Origin of the sequence: Microlunatus sp. GCM10028923 (assembly GCF_042666975.1) — a bacterium.
GTDB lineage: Bacteria > Actinomycetota > Actinomycetes > Propionibacteriales > Propionibacteriaceae > Microlunatus.
Genome location: NZ_JBHTFF010000014.1, coordinates 134,681 through 157,711, shown reverse-complemented (window position 1 = coordinate 157,711; position 23,031 = coordinate 134,681). Strand labels below are relative to the sequence as shown.

The following is a 23,031-nucleotide window of genomic DNA, read 5'->3' as shown; positions in this document are numbered from 1 at the left end:
GCGGGGCCGGCCCGGCCGGGCACATCCACACGACGAGGACAGGTTCAGCGCGCGATCATGACAGGCAGCCCCGAGGTCCGCTGGCGCCACCTGCCCCTTCCGGTGCGGTGGCTGGTGATCAACCAGTTCGGCGTCAACCTCGGTTTCTATCTGCTGGTCCCGTTCCTCGCCGCGTACCTGATCGACGACCTGCACGTCGCGCTCGTGGTCGTCGGCCTGATCCTCGGCCTGCGCAACCTGGCCCAGCAGGGCATGTTCCTGCTCGGTGGCTCGCTGACCGACCGGATCGGCCCGCGGCCGGTGATCATCGCCGGCTGCCTGCTCCGGGTGATCGGCTTCGGCCTGTTCGGCTTCGGCCAGACCGTCCCGCTGCTGATCATCGCGGCGGTGCTGACCGGGCTGGCCGGCGCGCTGTTCAATCCCGCGGTCCGGGCCTTCGTCGCCGCCTCCGCGGCCGGACAGCGGGCCGCGGCGTTCTCCTACTTCGCCATCGGCGGCAACGCCGGCGCCCTGGTCGGACCGGTGCTCGGCAGCGTCCTGCTGCAGGCCGACTTCCGGCTCGTCGCTCTCGTCGCGGCCGGCGTCTTCGCCCTGCTCACGGTGCTGCAACTGATCTGGCTGCCCGCCGCGGCACCGCCGGCGGACCGGCGGCCGCTGCTGGCCGGTTGGTGGTCGATCCTGATCAACAAACGGTTCGTGATCTTCACCCTGGCGGGCAGTTCGCTGTTCGCGCTGCAGAACCAGTTGTATCTGCTGTTGCCGCGCCGGGCCGACCAACTGCTCGGCGGCCAGGTCGGCACGGTGGTGATCTTCGTCGTCTCCACCGTCGTCGCCCTCGGCAGCCAGCGGCCGGTGACCAGGGCGGCGCAGTCCCGGTGGGGCGGCCACCGTTCGATCATGGTCGGGATCGGGCTGATCGGTGCCGGGTTCGCGGTCCCCGGCGTGCTGGCCGCGCTGCCGCTCCCCGTACCGGATCCGGTCGATTTCGGGGCCGTCCTGGTCGCCACGGTCGCGCTGGCGGTCGGGGTGGTGATCGCCCAGCCGTTCCTGCTGGAGCGGATCGCCGATCATGCTCCGGCCGAGCTGACCGGGAGTTACTACGGCGCCTTCTACCTGGTCTCCGGGGTGATCGCGGCGGCGTCGAGCGCCCTGGTCGGGGCCGCGCTGGACGTCAGTCCCTGGCTGCCCTGGCTGATCTGCGCCGCCCTCGGGCTCGGCTGCGCCGCCGTCGCCGCGCTGCGGGTGACCGCTCCCGCCTCGAACCCGGTCCCCGCCTGAATCCTCGTGAAGCCCGTTCTCCGGAAGGGAGATCTCCCATGTCGTCACCTCTGATCAACCGGCGCGGCCTGCTCGCCGCCGCCGCTCCGCTGGCCCTCGGCCTGGCCGCCTGCCGGACCGGCGGCGCGGCTCCGGCCGTGGCCTCCGGCCCGCCGAAGCAAGGTGGCGAGCTGCGGGTCGCGTTCGCCGGCGGTGGCGCTCAGGAGACCCTCGACCCGCACCGGGCCAATCTCTTCCTGGAGGGCTCCCGGTCGAAGATGATCTTCGAGAAGCTGGCCGACTTCGGCGACGACATGGCGGCCGTGCCGCGGCTGGCCGAGTCCTGGGAGGCCTCGAAGGACCAGACCACCTGGACGGTGCGGCTGCGTGCCGCGACCTTCCACGACGGACGGCCGGTGCGCGCCGCCGACGTGCTGTACAGCTACCGCCGGATCATCGATCCCAAGCTCGGCTTCCGGGCCAAGACGAACCTCGAAATGCTCGACGTGACCCGGTCCGGCGCGATCGACGACCGCACGGTGCGGCTGGTGCTGGACCGGCCGTACGCGGAGTTCCCCAACTCGCTGGCCGCCTTCGGCGCCTTCATCGTTCCGGAGGGATCGGACCGGTTCGACGCCCCGGTCGGCTCGGGTCCGTTCGCGTTCGACGCCTGGACGCCCGGGTCATCGCTCCGGCTGCGCGCCTTCGACGACTACTGGGAGGGCCGCCCGTACGTCGACCAGCTGGAATACCTGATCACCAACGAGGAGTCGGCCCGGATCAACGCGCTGATCGGCGGCCAGGTGCAGTACGCCCACGACGTGACCGCGGCGACGGCGAAGAGCTTCGCGAACCGGGACGCGATCACCTTCACCCGGCTGCCGAACAGCGGGATGAACGGGTTCGCGCTCAAGGTCGACCGGCCACCGTTCGACCGGCCCGGGGCGCGGCAGGCCCTGTTCGCGCTGGTCGACCGGCAGGAGTTGATCGACGCCGCGCTCGGCGGCGCGGGCACGATCGGCAACGACCTCTACGGCCGCGGCTACCAGTACTACGCCGACGACATCCCGCAGCGGACCCCCGACGCCGACCGGGCCCGTTCCTTGATCATCAGCTCCGGTCTCGCCGACGCCGAGCTCGTGATCGACACCGCCGACGTCGGCACCGGGCTGGTCGCCTCCGCCAACGTGTTCGCCGACCAGCTCCGGGCGTACGGCCTGCGCGCCTCGGTCCGCAACCGCGAGGCCGGCACCTACTGGGCCGACATCCTCGACCAGGGCACGATCTGCGCCTACCGGTCCGGCGGGATGCCGATCGAGTCGCACATCTCGCAGCGGCTGCTGACCACGTCGAGCACGAACGCGACCCACTGGCGCGACGAGGCCTTCGACGCCCGCTACACCGAGGCCATCTCGTCGGCCGACCCGGCCCGGCGGGCCGAGCTCTACCGGGACCTGCAGACGACCCTCCATGATCGCGGCGGCTTCCTGATCTGGGGCTTCGCCGACTGGATCGTCGCCTCGTCGCGGAATCTGGCCGGGATCGCGATCGCCCCGGCCAATTCGTTGAACTGGGCGCGTTTCGACCGGGTCTGGCTGGGATGACGCTTGCGCACTACCTGGTCCGGCGGCTGGCGCTCGGGGTCGCCCAGATCGTCGGTGTCGCGACGTTGATCTTCCTGCTCACGGAGGCACTGCCCGGCGACGCCGCGGTGGTGCTGGCCGGCGACACTCCCGACCCGGAACGGATCGACCGGCTTCGGACCGCGATGCGGCTCGACCTGCCGGTCGGCCAGCGCTACCTGGACTGGCTGATCTCCTTACTGCGCGGCGATCTGGGCCGGTCGCTGGTGTCGGACCGGCCGGTCGCGGACACCTTGATCACCGGGCTGACGCCGACCCTGCTGCTGGCCGGCCTCACCTTCCTGCTGCTGGTCCCGACCGCGCTCGGCCTCGGGGTGCTGGCCGCCCGCCGTCCCGGCTCGCTCACCGACCGGGTGATCAGCGGCGTCACCCTCGGGTTCTACTCGGTGCCCGAATTCGCCTCCGCCGTCTTGTTGATCGCGATCTTCGCCCTGCAGTTCGGAGTGCTGCCGGCCAACGCCCTCGGCGTCGACCGGCTGACCGACGAGCCGGCAGTCCTGGTGCTGCCCGTCCTGGTCCTGCTGATCCGGCCGCTCTGCTCGGTGTCCCGGCTGGTCCGAGCCGGGTTGATCGACGCGGACCGGTCCGACTACGTACGGCACCTGCGCCGGTTCCCGATCACCGAACGGCGCATCGCCTGGGCCCACGCCCTGCCGACTGCCGGACCGCCGGCCGTGCAGCAACTGGCCCGGACCACCGACTGGCTGCTCGGCGGCGTGATCGTCGTCGAAGCCGTCTTCGTCATCCCGGGGCTGGGAACGACGCTAGTCGAGGCGGTCGGCTCCCGCGACGTGCCGGTGATCCAGGGCCTGGCGCTGATGTTCGGCACCGTCACCGTCATGATCAACATCCTGGCCGACCTGATCTGCTTCCGGCTGAACCCGCGGACGGCGGAACTGTGACCCGGTCCTGGAGCTGGTCCGGACGGGTCCGCCGGGCGGCGATCCTGCTGCTGGCCGGGGTACCGGTGCTGACCGCACTGGCCGGCCCGGCGCTGGCACGTCCCGCGGACGGTCGCGGGATCGCCTTCGACCCGGCCCGAGGACTCTTCGGTACGGATTTCGCCGGCCGCGACGTGCTGGCCGAGGTGCTCGCCGGCGGGATCCCGATCATCGGGGTGACGATCGCCTCGACGCTGTTCTGCTACCTGATCGCGGTGCCGCTCGGGCTGGCCGCGGCACTCGGCCGGCGACGGCATCTGGACGAGTTGATCATGCGTCCGCTGGACCTGGTGCTGGCCATCCCCTCGTTGCTGTTGTTGATCATGCTGGCCTCGATCGGCCCGCGCGGCTGGTGGTTCCTGGTCGGCATCGTCGTGGTCATCCTGGCGCCGGACGCCACCCGGGTGATCCGGGCCGCGGCGCTGACGCCGGCCAGCAGCCCGGCCGCCGAGGCGATGCTGCTGCAGCGGGAGAGCCGGTTCCGGATCGCGTTCGGCTACGTCGGGCGTTCCGTGATCGGGACGGTGATCGCCGACTCCGGGGTGCGGTTCATCGGCGCGCTCTATCTGGTCGCGTCGGCGAGCTTCCTCGGCGTGGGCGTGGATCCCGACGCCAGCAACTGGGGCGTGATGGTCGATCAGAACCGGGACGGGTTGTTGCTGCAGCCGGCGGCGACGCTGGTGCCGGCCGGGCTGATCGTCGCCCTCGCCGTCGGGCTCAACCTGGCCGTGGACGAGTTCGTACCGGCGCGCCCGGGGACGAAGGAGCGTGCGACCGATGGCTGACCTGGTCCATGATCATCGGACGGCGGCGGCCGAGGTCCGCGGCTTCACGGCGAGGGCCGGCGGCCGCACGATCGTCGAGCCGCTGTCGTTCCGGGTCGGCCGGGGCGAGGTGCTCGCGCTGGTCGGCGAGTCGGGCAGCGGCAAGACCACGACCGGGCTGGCCCTGCTCGGCGAGGCGATGCCGGGCGTGGTCACCGCAGGTTCGGTCGCGGTGGACCGGGACCGGGTCGGCTACGTGCCACAACATCCCGGCTCCGTGCTGACGCCGAGCCGCCGGGTCGGCTCGGTGCTCACCGAGATAGCGCTGGCCCGGTTGCGACGGGCGCCGCGGGCCGGTCGCCGGGCGGCGGCCACCGCGCTGGTCCGCCGCGCGGCCGAACGGGCCAGCCTGGATCCGGACCTGCTGAGCCGGTTCCCGCACCAGCTCTCCGGCGGCCAGCAGCAGCGGGTGGTGCTCGCGCAGGCGTTGATCGGCGATCCGGTCCTGCTGGTCGCGGACGAGCCGACCACGGGTCTTGATCTTGCTCTGCGCGATGCGGTCGTCGCCGAGTTCGCCGACCTGGTCGGCCAGGGTCTGGCGCTGGTCCTGCTCAGCCACGACCTCGGGATCGTCCGCCGGCTCGCCGACCGGACCGTCGTGCTCCGCGGCGGCGTGGTGGTCGAACAGGGTCCCGACGTCTGGACCGCACCGGCCTCGCCGTACACCCGGCGGCTGCTCGCCGACGCCGACGCCGCCGAGCGGCTCGCCGGCCGGGCCGCGCCGGCCCGGGCCGAGGCGGCCCCGGCGGCACTCTCGGTGTCCGGGCTCGAGGCCGGCTACCGACGCGGTTCACCGGTGCTGCACGGAATCGATCTTGAGGTCGCCGGCGGCGAGTGTCTCGTGATCGACGGCCCGTCCGGGGCCGGGAAGTCGACGCTCGGCCGGTGCATCGCCGGGCTGCACCTGCCGACTGCCGGGAGGTTGCGACTCGACGGCCGCCCGGTTCGCTGGCCCGCCGGCCGGCGTAGCCGGGACGACCTGGCCCGCAGTCAGTACGTGTTCCAGGACGCCCGGTCCTCGTTCGAGCCGTTCCATCCGGTCGGCGAACAGGCCGCCCGGACCGCGATCCGGCTCCGCGGCCTCGCCGCACCGGACGCCCGGCGCGCGGCGGCGGCAGCGTTCGCCCGAGTCGGCTTGGCGGACGGCCTGCTGGACCGCCGGGTCACCGAGTTGTCCGGCGGCGAGCTGCAGCGCGCGGCGCTGGCCCGGGCGCTGCTGGCCGAACCCGGCGTGCTGGTCTGTGACGAGGTGACCACCGGTCTCGACCCGGTGACCAGGAGCCGGCTGCTCGACCTGCTCGACGAGCTGCGCCGTGACGGGCTGGCGCTGGTGATGATCACCCACGAGCCGGCGGTCGTCGGCCGGCTCGCCGACCGGGTGCTCCGCCTCGACCCTTCGAGCCAGCGGACCGGGGGCGATCGTCGTACCGTGTGATCATGGCGAGCGGCATCGTCGACGCGTTGCTCCGGTCGGAGGAGCCCTCGGTGCAGTGGCGGGTGCGCACCGAGGTGCTCGGCGAGCCCGGCGACGCCGCCGAGCTGCGCCGGCTCCGGGACCGGATCCGGAGGTCGGACCGGGTCCGGACGCTGCTGGGCCACCGCGGGCCGGACGGCCGATCGCTGGTGCGCAGGGGGATCTACGCGAAATGGCAGGGCGCGCACTGGGCGCTGGCCGCGCTGGCCGACCTCGGCTACCCGGCCGGTGACGACGAGCTGCGACCGCTGGCCGAGCAGCTGCTGGACGGCTGGCTCGGCGCCGAGTTCTACATCGAGTTCGAGGCGAGCGCGAAGCCGGCCGCGTACGCGCGGCGCGGCGTGCCCGTGATGGCGGGCCGGCACCGCCGGTGCGCCTCCCAGCAGGGCAACGCGCTGCGCAGCCTGTGCCGGCTCGGTCTGGCCGACGACCGGACCGGAGCGCTGGTCGAGCGGCTGCTGCACTGGCAGTGGCCGGACGGCGGCTGGAACTGCGACAAGAACCCGACCGCGGACACGTCGTCGTTCGCCGAGACCCTGCTGCCGCTGCGCGGGCTGGCCGCGTACGCCGAGGGCCATGATGATCATGAGGCGGGGCAGGCTGCCCGGCGCGCCGCCGAGGTGCTGCTGACCCGGCGGCTGCTCTACCGGCGCAGCGACGGCACCTTGATCAACGCCGAGTTCACCCGGCTGCACTATCCGCTCTACTGGCACTACGACGTGCTCGGTGGGCTGCGCGGACTGGCCGAGCTCGGGATGCTGGGCGATCCGCGGTGCGCGGACGCCCTCGACCTGCTGGTCAGCAAGCGGCTGCCGGACGGCGGCTGGCCGGCCGAGCACCGCTACTACCGGACGTCGGCCGAGGTCGCCCTCGGCCACGACTTCGTCGACTGGGGCGGCACCAGCATCCGCCGGAGCAATCCCTGGGTCACCGTCGAAGCGCTGTCCGTGCTGCGCGCCGCCGGCGTTGTTGATCACGCAGGCGTCAGCCGTTGATCTCCGTGTACGCCTCCGCGTATTCCTGGGCGATCTGGTCGCCGCCGTCGGCCTTCCACTTCTTGATCAGGTCGTCCCACTCGTCCAGCGTCTTGCGGCCCTGGAAGAACTCGCTCTGGAAGTCCGAGACCAGCTTGCCCAGCGTGACGCCCTTGGTGGAGTTGGTCGCCGAGTAGAGGCCGGTGGTCGGGTCGTCGATGATCAACGGCGCCTCCTTGGCCAGGTAGGCGTGGATCACCCGGATGTTGTCCTGCTGGCCGGCCGCGTAGACCACGTCCGGTGCGTCGGCGACGTAGTACGAGGGCAGCAGCAGCTCCTGCGCACCCTGTTCGGTCGCCACCGGGTCGGAGCCGTCCAGGGTGTAGTCGACGTCGACGACGCCGAACTTGCGGAACAGGTACTCCTCCGTGCCGAACGGGGCGGCCATCCAGTTGCAGACCTGCAGCAGCTGCCGGATCCTGGCCTCGTCGGTGCGCTTCAGCGACGTCATGGAGAACAGCGGCGCGCCCTGCGGGTGGCTTCCCTGGCCGCCCTCGAACCCCGGCTCGACGAACCCGTCCACCCGTTCCGCCTGGTCCGGCCAGTCGGAGAAGATGTCCAGCAGCCAGCCCTTGTAGCCGCCGGTGAAGTAGACGACGTTGCCGGTCCGGAACCACTGCTTGCCCTGGATCGAATTCGCCGCGACGCCGTCCGGGTGACAGGAGCCGTCGGTGACCAGCGTGCGCACGGCGGACAGCGCCCGGCGGATCTCCTCGGTCTCGTACTGGCTGGTGAAGCGGCCGTCCTGCTCGGTCCACCGGTTCGGTTTGCCGAGCATGTTGATCACCAGTTGCAGCGCCGCCGCGGGCCGGTCGATCGCCCACCGGTTGCCCCGCGGATCGGTCGCCTCCCGGCAGATCCCGCGGAACTCCTCGAACGTCTCCGGCGCCGGGTTGAGCGACTTCTCGGCCAGGAAATCCTTGCGCTGGAAGGTGATCGAGCCGAACACGCCGCGCGGCACCGGCACCCCGTAGATCGATCCGTTGAACACCGTCGACGCCCAGGACGGGGTGGGCAGGTTGGCCAGGAACGGGTAGTCCTTGACCGCATCGCCGGCCACGTACTCGTCCAGGCTCTGCAGGACATGGCCGGCGATCTGGGACATGTTCGGCCGGGTCGCCGGGGCCGAGATGCACAGGGCGTCCGGAAGATCACCACCGGCGAGCATGGTGGTCAGCTTGCTCACGTACCCGTCGCCGTCGGGCACCATCTGCAGCTTCAGTTCCAGCCCGAGCCGCGCGTTGAGCTCCTGCCAGTAGCGGTTCCGGTCCAGCGCCGGTGGCAGCCCCGAGGTGATCGGGACGAGCTGCTCCAGGGTGCCGCCGTCGGCCGGCGGCTCGGTGATCTCCCGCTTCGGATTCGCGGGGTACGTGAGGTAGCCGGCCAGCCCGCCGTCCGCGGAGGCGGCGAGATCGGGCTCCGCTCCCTGGTACGGAACGAAGGCCGGCAACGTGACCCGGCTGTTCGCGGCGTTCTGCTCGGCGCCGGTCGGGGTGCGGCTCTGAGTCGTGCAGGCGGCCAGCGATCCCAAGCCTGGAAGGGATACCGCGGCCGCTGTGGCCACGCCGCCGCGCAGTACGGCGCGCCGGGTGAAGGGAGGAAGGGGGTCGGGGCGGTCGGTCATGGCTCGATCCTCTCGAGGTCAGCCGTCCCGGATCATCGTATTCCCGCAGCGGCCGGACCACCACGGTCCGTCTCAGCGACGGGCAGCCCCAGCCGGCCGCGCGTGATGATCACCGCGACCACCGCGAGGGCCGCGATCCCGAGCGCCGCCGGCCAGGTGTCGGTGACCGGGCGGCCGGTGAGCGCGGCCACGGCGGCGAGCGCCCAGTTCAGCCCGTTGTGCCCGATGATCACGATCAGCAGGCTGCCGCCGCTGCCGTTGCCCAACCAGGACAGGACGACCGAGAGGCCGATCACCAGCACCAGGTAGGCGGCCAGCTGGGACGGGCCGGAGCGGGCCGTGTCCCACTCCCGGGTCAGGAACAGCGGCGCGTGCCAGCAGCAGTGGATCACTCCGATGATCAACGCCACCGGCAGCGGCGACCGGCGTTGCTGCAGCAGCGGCTGCGCAACGCCGCGCCAGCCCGGCTCCTCCTGGATCGGGCCGCCGAGCAGGTAGCTGACGTACGTGATCATGAGCGGGGCCGCCTGGCTCGCGGCGTCGAGGTCGGGAGCGACCGAACCGGTCACCAGGTAGCCGGCCCCGGCCGCGACCGGGATTCCGATCACCGCGAGCCCGTACCATCCGGGATGGATCCGCCACCGCAGGCACCGGCGCCACAGCTCGCGCAGCCCGGCCCGTCCGTCCACGATTCCGGTGATCACCAGCGCGGCCGGGAGCGGACCGGCGAACAGCCCGAGCTGGTTGATCCCGAGGACGGCCGTCTGCGGCAGCTGGTACGCCAGCACGCCGATCCCGCTGAGCGAGAGCCACCACGGGCTCCAGGCGATCCAGGAGCCGAGGTAGGCCAGCAGGACGAACGCCAGGAACGGGCGCCGCCGAACCGCTGTGATCATGAGCCACCCCCGGTCCGGGATCCTAACGGCCGACGGGGGACGTTCGGGGCGATGCTGCTCGTGGCCGTGGAGTGTTTTCACCGCGACCGGCGTCCGGTAGGCGATGATGCTGAGGTGATCATCGTCGGATTCGTGCTCGCCGTGCTGGCCGCCGCGCTGCACGTGTTCATCTTCTATCTCGAGTCGATCGCCTGGCGGAGCGCCCGCGCCCGAGCGGTGTTCGGCACGACGCCCGAGGAGGCGGAGGTCACCCGGTCGCTGGCGTTCAACCAGGGCTTCTACAACCTGTTCCTCGCCGTGCTCGCGGTGCTCGGCACCGTCCTCGCCGCGCTCGGCTCGACGGCGGTCGGCGCCGCCCTGACCCTGGCCGGCGTCGGCTCCATGCTCGCCGCTGCTCTCGTCCTGTTCCTGTCCTCGGCGCAGCACCGGTCCGCCGCGATCAAGCAGGGCGCCGTCCCGCTGCTCGCGGTGATCGTCCTCGTTATCGGGCTGCTGGTGGCCTGACGCACTGGCCGCTTGGATTCGTGATCTTGGTCGGTGATCAGCCGGCCGGCTCCCGCAGCAGCCGGCGAAGGTGATGCAGGAAGATTCGGAACGACGCCTGCCGCAGTGCGGCCTCCCCCTCTTCCCGGTACTGACGGGTCAGCCGTTCCGCCATGATCGTGATCGCGGTGCCCTGGATGCGTTCGTGGAAGTCGGGCGGCTCGCCCGCGACCTCGGCGTAGCCCGCCTCGAGGTGCGGCACGGCCGCGTCCTCGAGGGTGGTGTTCCGGTTCGGATCGGAGAGCCGGAAGGTGGCCAGATCGTGCCACCGGTTGCTTCCCTGGATGTCGCCGAAGTCGATCATGCCGGTGTATTGGCCGTCCTGGTGGAAGACGTGGGACACGTAGAAGTCGCCGTGCGCGAGCCGGCCGTGGGCCGGAGCCTGCCGTACCTCCGCTGCCACGATCCGCTCGATCCTCAGCACAGTGTCCGCGCCGAATCCCAGGTTCCGTAGCGGTGCGGTGTCGAAGCGCCCGATCCAGCGCCCGAAGTCAGGATGCTCGGCCCGGAGCGGCAGTTCGCCATGATCATCACGGATCCAGCCGAAGCCGTCCACCGGGACCTGGTTCACCAGCGCCAAGTCGCGACCTGCCGCACGGTAGATGCTGGACAGTTCCGTTGCCCCCGGATCGTCGAGAAACCCTCGCCCTCCCGGTCCGTAACTGATCATGGGCCGTCCGGGGACCTCCGTCGTGACCAGCACCGCTCGCCGCAGTCCCTCGTCGAACGGGTCGTAATGCACGATCTCGGGAACCGCGACGCCGAGCCGGCGCAACTCGGCGTGGACCGCAGCCTGGGCCGCGAACCCGGACTTCTCGTCGACGGGCAATCGGAGATAGAACCGCTGTTCGCCGCGCCTGATCCGGTAGACCTCGGTCGAGACTCCCTCTGCGGTCCGCTCCCAGCGCGTCGACTGATCGCCGAAGATCCGGACCAGCATCCGCTCGATCGCCGACGAATCAGCCTGGGTCATCCGCGATCACCTCCGCCGACAATCCGGGCGCCCCTCGACGCCGGCCGTGACTGCCTGGTGGTCCGAGGCCCGAAGAGGCAACACTCGCGTCATCACTGATTCTCCATGAAACAAAGAGTATTCGCTTCTCTTCGAATGTTTGTTCGAATATAATCTGATCATGACCACACCGACCCTGGACACCACGGCACCAGCCGGTGCCGCACTTCGGGAGGTGCGCGCCGCGATCGCCGGATTCGTCGAGGTGGTACGGCAGGGTGGCCTTGATCATCACGACGCCGCGGAGCTCGTCTTTCTCCTGGCCGAAGCCGAGATCGCGCGGAATCAACTGCAGGCGGCGGATGCCGAATTGATCGCCGCCTGCCGCGACGCCGGAGTCCCGGAACGGGAGTGCCAACGCTCCATGGCGAAGGTTCTGGAACGGCGATTCCTGATCGGGCCGCACGAGGCTTCGCGGCGAGTTCGGGCGGCGGAGGCGACCGGCTTGCGAAAGTCCATGTCCGGGTTGCCGTTGCCCAGGGTGCGGCCGGTGATCGCCGAGGCAATGGCGACCGGCGCGATCACCAGCGAGCAGACCATGATCGTCAACCGCACCTTGGACCAGCTCGATCGGGCGAAGGTCGATCCGATCAAGCTGGAGTTGGTCGAAGCCGAGCTCGTCGACCGTTGCCGCCGATTCGGCCCTGGCGATCTTCGGCAGCTGAGTCAGCGATACCTCGACTCCTACGACCCGGACGGCGCCGAGCCCGACGAACGGCGCAATCAGGACCGCCGGTCCTTCCGGATGCGCACCCTGCCCTCAGGAGCAGTGACGGGCGAGTTCCGGTTCACGCCCGAGACCGCCGTCAAAGTCCGGGCGGTGTTGGAGCCGCTGGCACATCCACGGCTGGACCCGGTCGCGAGTGCCGGAGATCTGCGCAGCCATGAGCAGCGGCTGCATGACGCGATCGACGAGGTGTTCGCCCGGATGCTCCGCACGGGCGACGTCCCCGAGTGCGGCGGAATCCCGGCCACGGTCCTGATCGCTACCGACGCCGACACCGTCCTCACCCGGCCGCGACACCGGTCGGAGTTCCCCGCACCAGTTGGAGGACCGGGCCTGGATCCGGCGGCCGGCCCGACCCGAGCCCGGAGGATTCCCGAACCCGTCGACGGTCGATGCCCGATCACCTCATCGCCGACCAGACCAGCCCGCCGCCACGGCACTGCCAGCGACGGCACCGTCCTGTCCACTGCCGAGATCCTGCGCCTGACCGGTGAAGCCGAGATCTATCCGATCGTTCTCGATCAGCACGGCATCCCGCTCGAACTCGGCCGGACCCGCCGGATCGCGTCCAAGCACCAGACGATCGCCCTCTTCGCCCGCGACGGAGGTTGCTCCTTCCCCGGCTGCGATCGGCCTCCCGAGTGGTGCGAGCGACATCACGTGATCCGCTGGATCGACGGTGGTCTCACCGAACTAGCGAATCTGACCCTGCTCTGCAGCCACCACCACCGGAACTTCCTCGACCGCGGCTGGCAGGTCAAGATCAATGATCAAGGCCTCCCGGAATGGACACCGCCAAGGTTCGTCGATCCCGAACAGAAGCCCATGATCAACAACAGAATCCTGGCCAGGATCCGGCAACACCCGTTGATCAGTTAGCTTCGATAGGGATCGAGGGCGGCCCGGACCTGCCCGCGCAGCCAGTCGGCCGGGGTCCCGTCGCGATGGATCGCCCAACCGATCAGCGCCCCGTGATAGACGGTCTCGATCAAGGTGGCCAGGGCGGCCGGATCGGTGCCGGAGCGCAGTTCGCCGGCATCGATCGCGGCAGCCAGCTCGCGTTCGACGCCGGCCCGGACCGCCCGCGCGCCGCGCAGCGTCTCGGCGTGGAAGTCCGGATCGGTCAGGTCGAGCTGGAGCAGGGCGATCGAGTTGGCCATCTCCTCCGGGGAGTCGATGCCGGCGATCGCCCCGACCAGGCCCTCCTCGACCCGCTCCAGCGCCGATCCCGAGTCCGCTCGGTCCAGCGAGCCGACCCAGAGGTCGACGCCGCGCCGGTCGGCGGCGAGCAGCATGCCGCGCTTCGAACCGAAGCGCTGCACCAGGGTCGCCGCCGACAGTCCGACCTCGGCCGCGACGGCGGCGAAGGTGACCCGGCCGGGGCCGATCCGGTGCGCCAGCGCCAGGACGGCGTCCAACAGGTCCTCGTCGCTGACCGTTCGCGGCCTGGGCATCAGGCCGGCAGCCCGGTCTCCAGGACCACCTGGCGAGCCGCCTGGTCGACCGAGCCCCAGTCCGGCCGGGTGCCGTCGGCGTCGACGAGGTCGTACTCGTGCATCAGGTCCCAGGAGCCGAGGCAGTGACCGGCGAACCGGGCCCGGTCCGGGTCGGCCGCCAGCGCCGCGATCCCCCGGCCCAGCAGGTGCGGGGTCTCGGAATGATCGAAGTACGGCAGCGTCGCCGCCCGCTCCCGCCAGTTGTCCTCGGTGACGCCGTAGCCCTCCAGCATCGCCTCGGACCGCAGCCAGCCCGGCGTCACGGTCAGGGCGGTCACTCCGTGCGGCCGCAGCTCGTGCGCCAACGCGGAACCGAGCCGGACCACGGCCGCCTTGACCAGGTCGTACGCGACGTTGCCGCGGAACGGCACCTCGGCCTTCCCGTCACCGACCTCGATCACCAGTCCCCCGGTGCCCTCGAGCACCAGCGGTACCGCGAAGTGGTTGGTGATCAGATGCGTCTCGATGCCGTTGCGCAGTACGTCGATCGTGGCGTCCAGCGAGTGCTCCCAGAGCGGCTTCTCCCAGTCCAGGAAGGGATCGCCGCCCCACACGTCGTTGATCACGATGTCCAGCCGGCCATGATCACGACGGATCCGATCGACCAGGGCCGCTACCTGTTCCCGATCGGAATGATCGCAGCGCACGGCGATACCTTCGCCGCCGGCGGCGGCGACCAGCTCGGCCGTGTCCTCGATGGTCTCCGGGCGGTCGATCGGGGACCGGCCGGCCCGGGAGGAGCGGCCGGTGCCGTACACGGTGGCACCGAGGGCGCCGAGTTCGATGGCGATGGCCCGACCGCAACCGCGGGTCGCGCCGGTGACCAGCGCGACCCGGCCGGTCAGAGGAGGTTCAGGAAGGCTCATGCCCACCACTATAACCGAACGTTCATTTATAACCACCCGCGGGACGTCACGGGTAGTGCGGTCCGGTATCGTCCGGCTCACGATCGAGGAAGGGTGGCACCGTGTGGACTCCTGATCATTTCGCGGCCTCCGAGCCGGGGTGGGACGCCCGGTTGATCGCCGAGAATCCGTTCGGGATCATGATCAGCAGCGACGCCGGGGTGCCGCTCGCGACTCACGTGCCGATGCTGATCCACCCCGAGGACCGGGATCGAGCCCGGTCCGGACTCGAGGGCTGCCGGATCATCGGCCACCAGGCCCGGGAGAACCACCAGTGGCGGACGATCACCGACGGCGACCGGCTGTTGTTGATCTTCAACGGCCCGCACGGGTACGTGTCGCCGAGCCAGTATCCGGACCAGCCGGCCGCGCCGACCTGGAACTACACGGCCGTGCACCTGACCGGTCCGGTCACCCTGTTCCATGATCACGACGAGCTGCTCCGCGTGATCAACCTGACCATCGACACCACCGAACGGGACCGCGATCCCGGCTGGGACCGGGAGCCGTCACGTGACTACTTCGACCGGATCGTCGGTGGCATCGTGGCCTTCCAGGTGACGGTCGAATCCGCCGCGAGCACGTACAAGCTGAGCCAGGACCAGCCGGAGCACCGCCGCACCCTGGTCACCGATCAGGCGCTCGCGGATCCCGATCACGGCCGGCGCCGGCTCGGCGACTGGATGCGCCGGGCCGGCGGCTGAGCGGTTCGTCGCCCAAGTAGATTCGTGCCGTGAACCAGGATGCGGATGCGGTGACCCGGGCCAAGGCGGCTGCCGGCAGCGGTGATCTCGACGGGGCGAAGCGGCTGCTCGAGGAGGCCTCCGGCGCCGGTGACGGTGAGGCGATGCTGCTGCTCGGCAACCTCGCCTACCGGGCCGGCGAGCCCGCGGCCTACGACTGGTGGGACCGGGCCGGCGCGGCCGGTCTGACCGTCGGCTGGCGGCACGCGGCCGTGCAGGCCGGACGGACCGAGGGGCTCGCCGCTGCGGTGCCCTGGTGGACCAAGCTCGCCGCCACCCAGGACGCCGAGGCGATGTATCACCTCGGCCTGACCGCCTACCAGAGCGGTGATCAGGAAGCCGGCCGCCGCTGGATGGAGCAGTCCGCCGAGCTCGGCCTCGGGGACGCGATGTTCACCCTGGGTCACTGGGCCGGACAGTCCGGCGATCCGGTCGCGAACCGCACCTGGTGGATCAAGGCCGTCCGCGCCGGCCACCAGGACGCGATGGCCGAACTGGTCGGCGAGCCTCCTGCCGCCCGGCGGGACGCCGCCGACCTGGCCGACGTCCGGGAGGCGGCCGCCGCCGGAAACGTGCTGCGGATCTTCCGGCTCAACGGCGGCTGGAACGAGGACCAGCTCCGGTCGATCGCCGAGGCCCTGGCCGCGGCCTCCGGGATCGAGGCCGTCCTGCTGATCCAGGCCGCGCTGCTCACCCGGGCCTCACTGCCGGCGACCGCCGACCCGATCATCGCGGCCGCCGTCGCCCTCGAGCCGGCGGACGATGATCATCTGGCGCGCTGGGCCCGGGCCCTCGGCCGCGCCCACACGGCCGGGAAGCCTTACCTGGTTGCCGATCACGTCGATTGATCCGCCCCGGTGCTCTCCCGGGTGATCACGGTGAAGCGGGCGGTGACGTGCCGGGCCGGTTCCGTCGCCCCGCCGATCCGCTCGGTCAGCATCCGTACCGCCGCACGGGCGATCTCCGCCTTGTCGGGGGCGATCGTGGACAGGGTCGGGGTGATCGTCCGGGCGGCCTCGATGTCGTCGATCCCGATCACCGCAACGTCGTCCGGGACCCGTACCCCGCGGCTGGTCAGGGCCCGGATCGTCGCCACCCCGAGCCGGTCGTTGAAGCAGAAGATCGCGTCGACGTCGGCCGCCCGCGCCAGCAGGTCCGCGACCGCGTCGGCGGTGCGCTCCGGCGTGTGGTCGCCGTCGACGGTGCTGATCAAGGTCTCGTCGTACGCCAGCCCGGCCGCCTCGAGCGCCGCCCGGTAGCCGGCGTAGCGCCGGGTCGGCTCCAGCCGCTGCCGGCCGGCGGCACCCTGCTGCGGTGAGCCGATCACACCGATCCGGCGCCGGCCGAGCCCGAGCAGCTGATCAACGGCCGCGGTCGCGACCGCCCGGCTGTCGACGGCCACGCCGTCCGCGGTCCGGACCCGGCCCTCGCCGAGCAGCACCAGCGGCGTCTGGTCGGTCCGGGCTCGGAGGAAGCGGTCGGAGACCGACCAGGGCTGCAAGATCACCCCGTCCAGAAACCTGCTGTGGAAGCCTTCCGCGACGTTCCGCTCGCGCTGCAGGTCGCCGTCGGTGGCCTCGATCAGCACGGTGAGGTCGTGGCCGGCGGCCTCGCGGGCGATCAGGTCGGCGAGCTCGGCGAAGTACGGACTGACGAAGGTCGGCAGGGCCAGCGCGATCATCCCGGTCCGGCCGCGGCGCAGGTTGCGGGCGGCCAGATTGGGCCGGTAGTCCAACTCGGCCAGCGCCCGTTCGACCTTTCCCTTGGTCTCGACGGTCAGGTGCGGATAGTCGTTGAGGACGTTGGAGACCGTCTTGATCGACACGCCGGCCAGCCGGGCCACGTCCTTGATCGTCGCGCTCATGATTCGAGGAAGCGTACGTAGTCGAAGGTCGCGGTCAGCCCGGCCCCGGGGGCTGCGCCGAACGCGGCCAGGCCGAGCTGCGGCGACGGCCCGGCCGGCAGCGTGCGCACGCCGTGCCAGACCCAGTGATCACCATCGACACTGACCGCGGCCTGATACCGGTGCTCGCCGGTCGCCGGGTCCACCTCGTGACGCAGCCGCAGCCACACAGTGTCGCCGGTGGTCGGGCCGAGCCGGGCGTCGCCGTAGACCACCCGGCCGTCCCAGGGCAGCTCCTTGCCGAACGTCACGTGCCGGGTCCGCCGAGCGGCGGCGTAGGTGAGATTCACGAAATGATCATCGTCGGTGCGGGCGATCAGCCCGGCCTGCGGCCAGGCGCCCGGATAGCCCTCGCCGTACGGCACGGTGACCCGGGTCTCCACGGTCCAGTCCCCCGCCGGCGGCTGCCGCAGCAGCAGCGCGGCGCCGTCGTCGGCGACCGGACGCTGATCGATCAGTTCGGTGGCCTCCTGCACCGGCAGGGTCAGCCGGCCGTCCCGTACCTCGGCCGCCGGATCGCGCAGCGGCTGCCAGCCCGAGCCGAGACCATGATCGAATTCGTCGCCGGCTCCGGGCAGGGCCGGACCGACGGCCGGGTCCGGGAGCTTCGTAGTGACCGGGGTGTAGAGCGGCGCCGCGGTGAGGTCGTCGAAGTCGGCGGCGGCCTGGTCACTGAGCAGGCCGAGCCGCCCGCCGCCCGAGGCCGGCGGCAGCGACAGCCCGGCGGTCGCCAGCGGATCGTCGAGACCATGATCGGTGACCGTCGCCTCGAGCTGCCGGCCCCGGATCCGGACGTCCAGTTCGTGCCAGTCGTCGTAGCGGAAGCCGGCCGGCAACGGTTCCGCCCGGCGCTCCAGGACGGTGCCGTCCCGTCGCACCAAGATCACGAACGACTCGGCGTCCCGATCGATCATCGCCTCGACAGAGAGGTCGCCGCGGGTGAAGCTCAGGCCCGCCGAGCCGCGCCGGTCGTCTCCGTGCCGGACCGCGCCGCGGAGCCGGACGTCGCCCCGGGTCAGCCGTGCCGCGTCCAGCGATTGCCGTCCCGGCGGACTGCTGAGGAAGCCGCCGGCCGGCTCCCGGTCGACCGTCCAGCCCGGCGCCGGCTGCCACACCCGCGGCGACAGGGCCCCGTCCTCGAACGCGTCGGCCGTCGTCGCGATCAGGCTCGGCGCGGGCTGCGGACCGTCCAGCAGGCCGCGGCCACCGTTCGTCGTCGGCCAGCCGTCGACCCAGTCGAGCCGGCTGATCACCAGCTGCCTGCGGCTCAGGGTCCCTTGCAGATAAGGGTTGTGGCGGTCGATGGCGTGGGTGACCAGCCGCGGCTGGCCGGCCAGGTCGGTGGCCAGCGTGTTGTGGCCGACGCTGACCCACCGGTTGCCCGTCGGCACCTGGACCGGCGTGCCGCCCGCGTGCCGGCCGAGCACCGAGTGGCCGTCGCGGTCCAGGAACGGGCCGAGCGGGGTCCGAGCCCGGCCGACCTGAACCGGATAGCCGGAGGCCGGCCCGGCGCAGCAGCCGCCGATCGCGGACAGGAAGAGGTAGTAGTAGCCGTCCCGGTGCACCAGGTGCGCGGCCTCGTAGCGGTTCTCCAGGGTGACCTGGACGGGTTCGCCGACGGCGGTCAGCCCGTCCGCGGACAGCGGCACCACCCGGACGCCACCGTCGACCGAGCCGTAATAGAGGTACCGGGTGCCGTCCGGCGTCGCCACCACCTCCGGGTCGATCACGTTCCGCCAGGCCTCGGTGCCCGGCACCGGCTCCCAGGTCTCCGGCCCGGTCACGTACGCGCCGGAGTCGGTCCACGGACCCTCTGGGGCGGCGGCCGTCGCGACCCCGATGGCCCGCCAGTGCCGGTCGTCCCCGGCGTTCACCACGTACGAGTAGTAGAGCAGGTAGCGGCCGTCGACGTACTCGATGTCGGGCGCCCAGTACAGCCGGTTGGCGCCGTCGCCCAGTCCGTCGTAGCGCGGCTCGGTCTGCTCGGTGAACACGTCGTCGACGTACTCCCACTGCACCAGGTCGGCCGACCGGGCGATCATCAGCTTGCGGTAGTGATCACCGGGGAACAGCGGATCGCCCGTCGCGTACGCGTACCAGTAGCCGTCGCGGCCTCTGATCATGGTCGGGTCGGCGAAGTTGGGAATCGTCTCGCCGCCGACCGGGTTGGCGAACGTCGGCGGCGACTCGGCCACCGCCCGTGGCTGTGCTGTCCCGCCCATCGCCAAGATCAACGTCAACCCGAGCAGGATCGAGACCATGGCGACGCGGTGCGTCGATGCCATCCGTGTGACCACCGGAACCTCCCCCTGTGCAGCTTCCTACAACGTTGTCTACTACGTTGTAGAAGCCGCTGTCCAGCTCGCCCGACCGGTAGCAGTCCAGGCACGGGCCCTCCTGGTTCTGCAGTTCCAGGAGCTCGAGCAGGCGGGTCTCCTCGGACGAGGCCGCCATCACGCGCAACACGCCGCGGTGGTCGGCCAGCATCAGGCCGGCCCGCTCGGCATCGAGCAGGTCGGTGCACCGGGCGACCAGTTCGTCCAGGAGTTCGACGACATCGAAGTCGCTGACCAGGCTGTCGGCGAGCCTGACGAAAAGGTGCCCGAGCCGTACCTCTTGAGATTCCATTGCGCTCATCTGCCTACCCATCCCTTATCCCGCCGCGTCACGGCTCAAACCTGATCAGTCGGGAAACCACGTCGCGGGCCACCTCCGCCACGGACCGGTCCTCGGCGAACGCGTACGCCCGCAGCCGGGCCAGCGCGGCCTCGATCGGCACGCCGAGCTGCACCATCACCATGCCGGAGGCCTGATGGATCTCGGCACTGCCGAGGTCCTGGAGCGCGTTCGGCGTCCCCGTACCCGGGTCGACCGCCGTGTCGAGCGCCAGGTCGGCGGCTTCGTCCGCCGCCATCATCAGCCGGCTGAGCTCCCAGGTCCCGAGATCGCCGGCCGTGCCACGATGGGCGACCAGGACGCCGAGGCTGATCGCCCCGATCCGCAACGGTACGGCGAAGACGGCGGCAATGCCCAGCCCCGACGCCTCCCGGACGAACAGGGGCCATTGCGCCAGCCGGCCGGGATGAGCCAGGTTCCCGACCAGAACGGGCAGCCCGACGGCCGTCGCATCAACCGCGGGCCCTCGTGGCACAGCGCGGAGAGCTCCTCCAACCGATCCGCCATCACCCCGGCCGCTCCCCACACCACGCGATGACCGCCCCTGCTGATCAAGATCACGGCGACGCCGTCGACGGAGAGTTCCCGCACCACCGACGTGCACAACTCGATCGACGCCGGCGATGGCGACGCACCCGCTGCTTCCTCGGAACCCTCCATCCGGCCCTTCCTTCGAGCACACCCTAACCGCACCGCCGGGTGCCGGGGCGCGTTCCGGATCACCGGTCCTCGCGGAATTCCACGTGCCGCCGGATCCGCGGATTGTCAGCGGGCAACTTGCCTGTTTGACCGTGCAGATGTTGATCTTGCTCCGTGACTAGCGAACCAACTAACCAACCTTGGTGGCAGGCCGACCGCCTCGCGATCACGGCGCGAATGCTGATCCAAGCCGACTATCTGCCTTCTCCAGACGACGTCGTCGACTTTCTTCAAAAGCCGTGGAAAATGGGAGCCCGAGAGGAATCTCTGGATCGATGCCGGACGACCTTCGCCCCATCAGGCCCACTGGGATCTCTTTGTCGCCCGCCTCGAACACCGTGAGAACCTGACGAAACGCTGACCCCAGGTCCATGCTCCTACCAATCCGAGCATCGAACCACTACGCGCGATGTTCAACCGATTCGTGTCCTCAGCATCCGACAGCGAGCTTTCGTTCATGCCGCGCCGCAGTCGAATGCGACTACGCGCAAGGCGCCCTTTCCATGGGCCTGACAGCACACATTGGACGCAACCTCGGTGTCACCGGCTTATCTGGCTCCGCGTCCCCTGACGGTGGGCCTCGGTGGCAGCCGCGCCGCAATGCCGAGATCGCCGGCGTTACGATCGATACGCCACAGCTGCCGGCCGATGTCAGTGATGTCAGTAGGTACCGACAGCCACACCTCGAGGACCTCCGGATGCTTCGCCAGCTTGGTCTGGAGAATGTCGAGATTCTTGGCCGACATCATCGTCGTACCCTCCGGCGCCGCATAGGGCATGTGGGCGATCACAACGCCGCGCTCGGTGATCTGGCCGCCCGCAATTTTGTCGAGGATGCCGTCACGGAGCGCTGTCTCGGAAAACCTCGACGGCGGCTCTGCCGCTCCCCGAGCCCCTCGTTGGGCTGCCGGGAGCTCGGTCGCCCGCGCCCGCGTGGTCTCCCGGGCCCGCGCGCGTGTGACGGTGCGGATCTCTGCTTGGACCGTTCGCACCTCGCCGGTGCTGAGGTGCAAGAGAAAGTCCGCCGTGGGCGTCCCTGAGCGGCTCGCTACGACCTCGATCCGGACGATCGCCCGGTTCGACGATGCGAGCTGCTTGAGCACAGCAAGCTCGCCAGCCGCCGCTCGTAGCTGGCTGCGCTGGACGCGCTCCGCGAGTGTCCGCCGGAAGATCTCGGAGAGACCTCGGAGGGTGCCCTCGTCCCGGGAGATCCTTGGATACTGCACAAGCACCTTTTGTACGCCGTTACGGACCGCCGCAGACGCCTTCGGCAGGGTCCGGGCGACAAGCTCACCGACCTCGCGGGCCTCATCTCTGGCGACGCGCGCTTGCAGCGCCCTAACTCGCCTCGCCGCTGCAGACTCGATTTGGGAGATTCCCTCGCGTCCTGCCGTGCGACCAGCAGCGGCTGTGTCGCCTGCTCCTCCCAACGACTCCCCGATCCGGGTCCGTGCACTTGTGCCGACGCCACGGTCCGCCGTCCCCCTAGCTAGAGCGGAAAGCGCGGATGCGGTTTCTGTAGCGGTCTCAACGTCCGCTCTCATCATCGCTCTTCTCGCCAGGAACCGGACACTTGCCCGGGACCCCCATCGGATCAGGAGCACGCCGTCAACGATCGACGCGATATCAAAAGCCGATTCGGAGATCGAACCGATCACGTCGAGGGTGCGCTCCAGTCGCGACAGCTCCGCCGGTCGCGGCGACGCGGCGATCTCGCTGGCGCTCCAGTCGATCCGGAGCATGAGCTCTGACTGGGGTTCGCCCGGCACCCAGATGTGGTCGGATGGCTGGGGTCGGGCTAGCGCGCCCATACCGCGACTCTGCAGCCTGTCCCTTTGCAGCCTCTCCCTTTCCCGAACTTCTGACGCCACGCGGGGGATGTTCTGTTCCCTCCAGCGCTGCAGTTCTGGGTTTGGAATCTTGACCGGCAGTCCGGCCACCGTGCCGAAGATGTACGCGTCGGGAAACGCGCCACGGCTCGGGCTGTGAATTAGTGTGACCCTGCCCCTCAGCTCCGGGCTAACCGCCGTCCCCCGCTTGAGCGCCTCGATCACCTGGTCGACAAACTCGCGTCTGACCTCGATGAACTGCTCCCGCGCGCGAGTCAGCTCATACTCGCGCATGAGAACGGAGTCCCGCTCGGTCCACTGTCGGGCCCTCTGCTCAAGGACCGATGTGGCCGGGGGGCGACTTTCCAGCAGCATGCCGAAACTCAAGGGTTCGCGCCCGCCAGTAACCCTGCGTCTTAGACGAAGCTCGGCTCCGACCCGGAAGTGATGCACCTTGGTCAGTTCGTCCCTGACCTCAAACGACATCCGGACCTTTCGATCTGAGCGCAGCGCCCGCAGCTGTGACTCGATGAAGTCGCGGCTTGTCTCCGGCGCCGGCATGGTTCTCGGAAGCTCAGGTCTCGTCGACGATCGAGGCAGACCGACCGTTGATGAGCACCTTCACGGTGGCCACAATGAGCGAACCGATCGGTACCGGGATCTCCTCGGCATCGGGCCGAGGATCCAGCAACCTGGCCACCCGGACATCGTCAATTGTCTGCATCAAGTCACGGAACTCCCGCGCGGTCAGGCACTGCCTCATGCACCGCATAACGTCCTCGACCACCGACATCGTGCCCACCGG

General features: G+C 70.4%; 21 protein-coding genes. 11 read left to right on the top strand and 10 right to left on the bottom strand.

The genetic code is table 11. From position 1 onward, the window contains the following. The first annotated feature begins 57 nt into the window (after window positions 1–57). From ACFQU4_RS28765 to ACFQU4_RS28740, 6 genes are read left to right on the top strand one after another with little or no spacing between them, the layout of a single operon-like run. Window positions 58–1,278 carry an MFS transporter gene (locus ACFQU4_RS28765; RefSeq protein WP_377498723.1) on the top strand — a complete coding sequence of 407 codons (1,221 nt, stop codon included), beginning with the start codon at window positions 58–60 and terminating at the stop codon, window positions 1,276–1,278. A gap of 38 nt (window positions 1,279–1,316) precedes the next feature. Continuing rightward, window positions 1,317–2,861, top strand: a complete 1,545-nt coding sequence (locus ACFQU4_RS28760; protein WP_377498721.1) for an ABC transporter substrate-binding protein — start codon at window positions 1,317–1,319, stop codon at window positions 2,859–2,861. Beyond that, window positions 2,858–3,802: an ABC transporter permease gene (locus tag ACFQU4_RS28755; RefSeq protein WP_377498719.1), complete on the top strand. Its 945-nt coding sequence runs from the start codon at window positions 2,858–2,860 to the stop codon at window positions 3,800–3,802. The genes ACFQU4_RS28760 and ACFQU4_RS28755 overlap by 4 nt, the downstream gene beginning before the upstream one ends. Beyond that, entirely contained in the window at window positions 3,799–4,626 is an 828-nt protein-coding gene (locus tag ACFQU4_RS28750; protein WP_377498717.1) for an ABC transporter permease, read from the top strand. Before ACFQU4_RS28755 ends, ACFQU4_RS28750 begins: the two co-directional genes overlap by 4 nt. Further along, the gene (locus ACFQU4_RS28745; RefSeq protein ID WP_377498715.1) at window positions 4,619–6,100 is read left to right on the top strand and encodes an ABC transporter ATP-binding protein; all 1,482 of its coding nucleotides are present in this window, start codon (window positions 4,619–4,621) and stop codon (window positions 6,098–6,100) included. The genes ACFQU4_RS28750 and ACFQU4_RS28745 overlap by 8 nt, the downstream gene beginning before the upstream one ends. Window positions 6,101–6,102: 2 nt before the next feature. Beyond that, window positions 6,103–7,134, top strand: a complete 1,032-nt coding sequence (locus ACFQU4_RS28740) for a hypothetical protein (RefSeq protein ID WP_377498713.1) — start codon at window positions 6,103–6,105, stop codon at window positions 7,132–7,134. On the opposite strand, the gene ACFQU4_RS28735 is transcribed toward ACFQU4_RS28740, so the two are convergent. Together ACFQU4_RS28735 and ACFQU4_RS28730 are read right to left on the bottom strand one after the other, a co-directional pair. Beyond that, window positions 7,124–8,797: an extracellular solute-binding protein gene (locus ACFQU4_RS28735; protein ID WP_377498711.1), complete on the bottom strand. Its 1,674-nt coding sequence runs from the start codon at window positions 8,795–8,797 to the stop codon at window positions 7,124–7,126. The genes ACFQU4_RS28740 and ACFQU4_RS28735 overlap by 11 nt on opposite strands. Before the next feature lie 32 nt (window positions 8,798–8,829). After that, complete coding sequence (locus ACFQU4_RS28730) at window positions 8,830–9,693, bottom strand: CPBP family intramembrane glutamic endopeptidase (RefSeq protein ID WP_377498709.1); 864 nt, start codon at window positions 9,691–9,693, stop codon at window positions 8,830–8,832. Window positions 9,694–9,807: 114 nt separating this feature from the next. Here ACFQU4_RS28730 and ACFQU4_RS28725 point away from each other — a divergent pair, with 114 nt between their 5' ends. After that, window positions 9,808–10,197 carry a DUF1304 domain-containing protein gene (locus ACFQU4_RS28725; protein ID WP_377498707.1) on the top strand — a complete coding sequence of 130 codons (390 nt, stop codon included), beginning with the start codon at window positions 9,808–9,810 and terminating at the stop codon, window positions 10,195–10,197. 37 nt (window positions 10,198–10,234) lie between these two features. Here ACFQU4_RS28725 and ACFQU4_RS28720 read toward each other — a convergent pair whose 3' ends face one another. Beyond that, window positions 10,235–11,209, bottom strand: coding sequence for a phosphotransferase family protein (locus tag ACFQU4_RS28720; protein ID WP_377498705.1), 975 nt, complete (start codon window positions 11,207–11,209; stop codon window positions 10,235–10,237). Between the two features lie 160 nt (window positions 11,210–11,369). On the opposite strand from ACFQU4_RS28720, the gene ACFQU4_RS28715 reads away from it, so the two are divergent. Continuing rightward, on the top strand, window positions 11,370–12,854 hold the full coding sequence (locus tag ACFQU4_RS28715; RefSeq protein ID WP_377498703.1) for a DUF222 domain-containing protein: 1,485 nt from the start codon (window positions 11,370–11,372) through the stop codon (window positions 12,852–12,854). Here ACFQU4_RS28715 and ACFQU4_RS28710 read toward each other — a convergent pair. Beyond that, window positions 12,851–13,429, bottom strand: a complete 579-nt coding sequence (locus ACFQU4_RS28710; protein WP_377498701.1) for a TetR/AcrR family transcriptional regulator — start codon at window positions 13,427–13,429, stop codon at window positions 12,851–12,853. The two genes, ACFQU4_RS28715 and ACFQU4_RS28710, sit on opposite strands and share 4 nt — an antisense overlap. After that, window positions 13,429–14,337 (bottom strand): SDR family oxidoreductase, encoded by a 909-nt coding sequence (locus ACFQU4_RS28705; RefSeq protein WP_377498699.1) that lies wholly within the window; start codon window positions 14,335–14,337, stop codon window positions 13,429–13,431. The genes ACFQU4_RS28710 and ACFQU4_RS28705 overlap by 1 nt, the downstream gene beginning before the upstream one ends. Window positions 14,338–14,438: 101 nt before the next feature. Here ACFQU4_RS28705 and ACFQU4_RS28700 point away from each other — a divergent pair, with 101 nt between their 5' ends. Both ACFQU4_RS28700 and ACFQU4_RS28695 read left to right on the top strand, forming a co-directional pair. Then, window positions 14,439–15,080 carry an FMN-binding negative transcriptional regulator gene (locus ACFQU4_RS28700; protein WP_377498697.1) on the top strand — a complete coding sequence of 214 codons (642 nt, stop codon included), beginning with the start codon at window positions 14,439–14,441 and terminating at the stop codon, window positions 15,078–15,080. Between the two features lie 29 nt (window positions 15,081–15,109). Then, window positions 15,110–15,967: a hypothetical protein gene (locus ACFQU4_RS28695; RefSeq protein ID WP_377498695.1), complete on the top strand. Its 858-nt coding sequence runs from the start codon at window positions 15,110–15,112 to the stop codon at window positions 15,965–15,967. On the opposite strand, the gene ACFQU4_RS28690 is transcribed toward ACFQU4_RS28695, so the two are convergent. Continuing rightward, a complete protein-coding gene (locus ACFQU4_RS28690; protein WP_377498693.1) occupies window positions 15,955–16,983 on the bottom strand; it encodes a LacI family DNA-binding transcriptional regulator in 1,029 nt (342 codons plus the stop codon). The two genes, ACFQU4_RS28695 and ACFQU4_RS28690, sit on opposite strands and share 13 nt — an antisense overlap. Further along, window positions 16,980–19,307, bottom strand: coding sequence for a family 43 glycosylhydrolase (locus tag ACFQU4_RS28685; protein ID WP_377498691.1), 2,328 nt, complete (start codon window positions 19,305–19,307; stop codon window positions 16,980–16,982). Before ACFQU4_RS28685 ends, ACFQU4_RS28690 begins: the two co-directional genes overlap by 4 nt. On the opposite strand from ACFQU4_RS28685, the gene ACFQU4_RS28680 reads away from it, so the two are divergent. After that, window positions 19,282–19,704: a hypothetical protein gene (locus tag ACFQU4_RS28680; protein WP_377498689.1), complete on the top strand. Its 423-nt coding sequence runs from the start codon at window positions 19,282–19,284 to the stop codon at window positions 19,702–19,704. The genes ACFQU4_RS28685 and ACFQU4_RS28680 overlap by 26 nt on opposite strands. Here ACFQU4_RS28680 and ACFQU4_RS28675 read toward each other — a convergent pair. The 3 genes from ACFQU4_RS28675 to ACFQU4_RS28665 form a co-directional block, all read right to left on the bottom strand. Next, window positions 19,688–20,173, bottom strand: coding sequence for an ANTAR domain-containing protein (locus tag ACFQU4_RS28675; protein WP_377498687.1), 486 nt, complete (start codon window positions 20,171–20,173; stop codon window positions 19,688–19,690). The genes ACFQU4_RS28680 and ACFQU4_RS28675 overlap by 17 nt on opposite strands. A 772-nt stretch (window positions 20,174–20,945) precedes the next feature. After that, entirely contained in the window at window positions 20,946–22,787 is a 1,842-nt protein-coding gene (locus ACFQU4_RS28670) for a hypothetical protein (RefSeq protein WP_377498685.1), read from the bottom strand. A 13-nt stretch (window positions 22,788–22,800) separates the two neighbouring features. After that, window positions 22,801–23,028 carry a hypothetical protein gene (locus tag ACFQU4_RS28665; RefSeq protein WP_377498683.1) on the bottom strand — a complete coding sequence of 76 codons (228 nt, stop codon included), beginning with the start codon at window positions 23,026–23,028 and terminating at the stop codon, window positions 22,801–22,803. Window positions 23,029–23,031: the final 3 nt, after the last annotated feature.

Bases quoted from the DNA above. Each gene is read 5' to 3' on its own strand.
- ACFQU4_RS28735 (WP_377498711.1), bottom strand. From the start codon at position 8,797: ATGACCGACCGCCCCGACCCCCTTCCTCCCTTCACCCGGCGCGCCGTA.
- ACFQU4_RS28745 (WP_377498715.1), top strand. From the start codon at position 4,619: ATGGCTGACCTGGTCCATGATCATCGGACGGCGGCGGCCGAGGTCCGC.
- ACFQU4_RS28760 (WP_377498721.1), top strand. From the start codon at position 1,317: ATGTCGTCACCTCTGATCAACCGGCGCGGCCTGCTCGCCGCCGCCGCT.
- ACFQU4_RS28680 (WP_377498689.1), top strand. From the start codon at position 19,282: ATGGCGACGCGGTGCGTCGATGCCATCCGTGTGACCACCGGAACCTCC.
- ACFQU4_RS28765 (WP_377498723.1), top strand. From the start codon at position 58: ATGACAGGCAGCCCCGAGGTCCGCTGGCGCCACCTGCCCCTTCCGGTG.
- ACFQU4_RS28730 (WP_377498709.1), bottom strand. From the start codon at position 9,693: ATGATCACAGCGGTTCGGCGGCGCCCGTTCCTGGCGTTCGTCCTGCTG.
- ACFQU4_RS28670 (WP_377498685.1), bottom strand. From the start codon at position 22,787: ATGCCGGCGCCGGAGACAAGCCGCGACTTCATCGAGTCACAGCTGCGG.
- ACFQU4_RS28740 (WP_377498713.1), top strand. From the start codon at position 6,103: ATGGCGAGCGGCATCGTCGACGCGTTGCTCCGGTCGGAGGAGCCCTCG.
- ACFQU4_RS28755 (WP_377498719.1), top strand. From the start codon at position 2,858: ATGACGCTTGCGCACTACCTGGTCCGGCGGCTGGCGCTCGGGGTCGCC.
- ACFQU4_RS28705 (WP_377498699.1), bottom strand. From the start codon at position 14,337: ATGAGCCTTCCTGAACCTCCTCTGACCGGCCGGGTCGCGCTGGTCACC.
- ACFQU4_RS28715 (WP_377498703.1), top strand. From the start codon at position 11,370: ATGACCACACCGACCCTGGACACCACGGCACCAGCCGGTGCCGCACTT.
- ACFQU4_RS28685 (WP_377498691.1), bottom strand. From the start codon at position 19,307: ATGGCATCGACGCACCGCGTCGCCATGGTCTCGATCCTGCTCGGGTTG.
- ACFQU4_RS28690 (WP_377498693.1), bottom strand. From the start codon at position 16,983: ATGAGCGCGACGATCAAGGACGTGGCCCGGCTGGCCGGCGTGTCGATC.
- ACFQU4_RS28710 (WP_377498701.1), bottom strand. From the start codon at position 13,429: ATGCCCAGGCCGCGAACGGTCAGCGACGAGGACCTGTTGGACGCCGTC.
- ACFQU4_RS28720 (WP_377498705.1), bottom strand. From the start codon at position 11,209: ATGACCCAGGCTGATTCGTCGGCGATCGAGCGGATGCTGGTCCGGATC.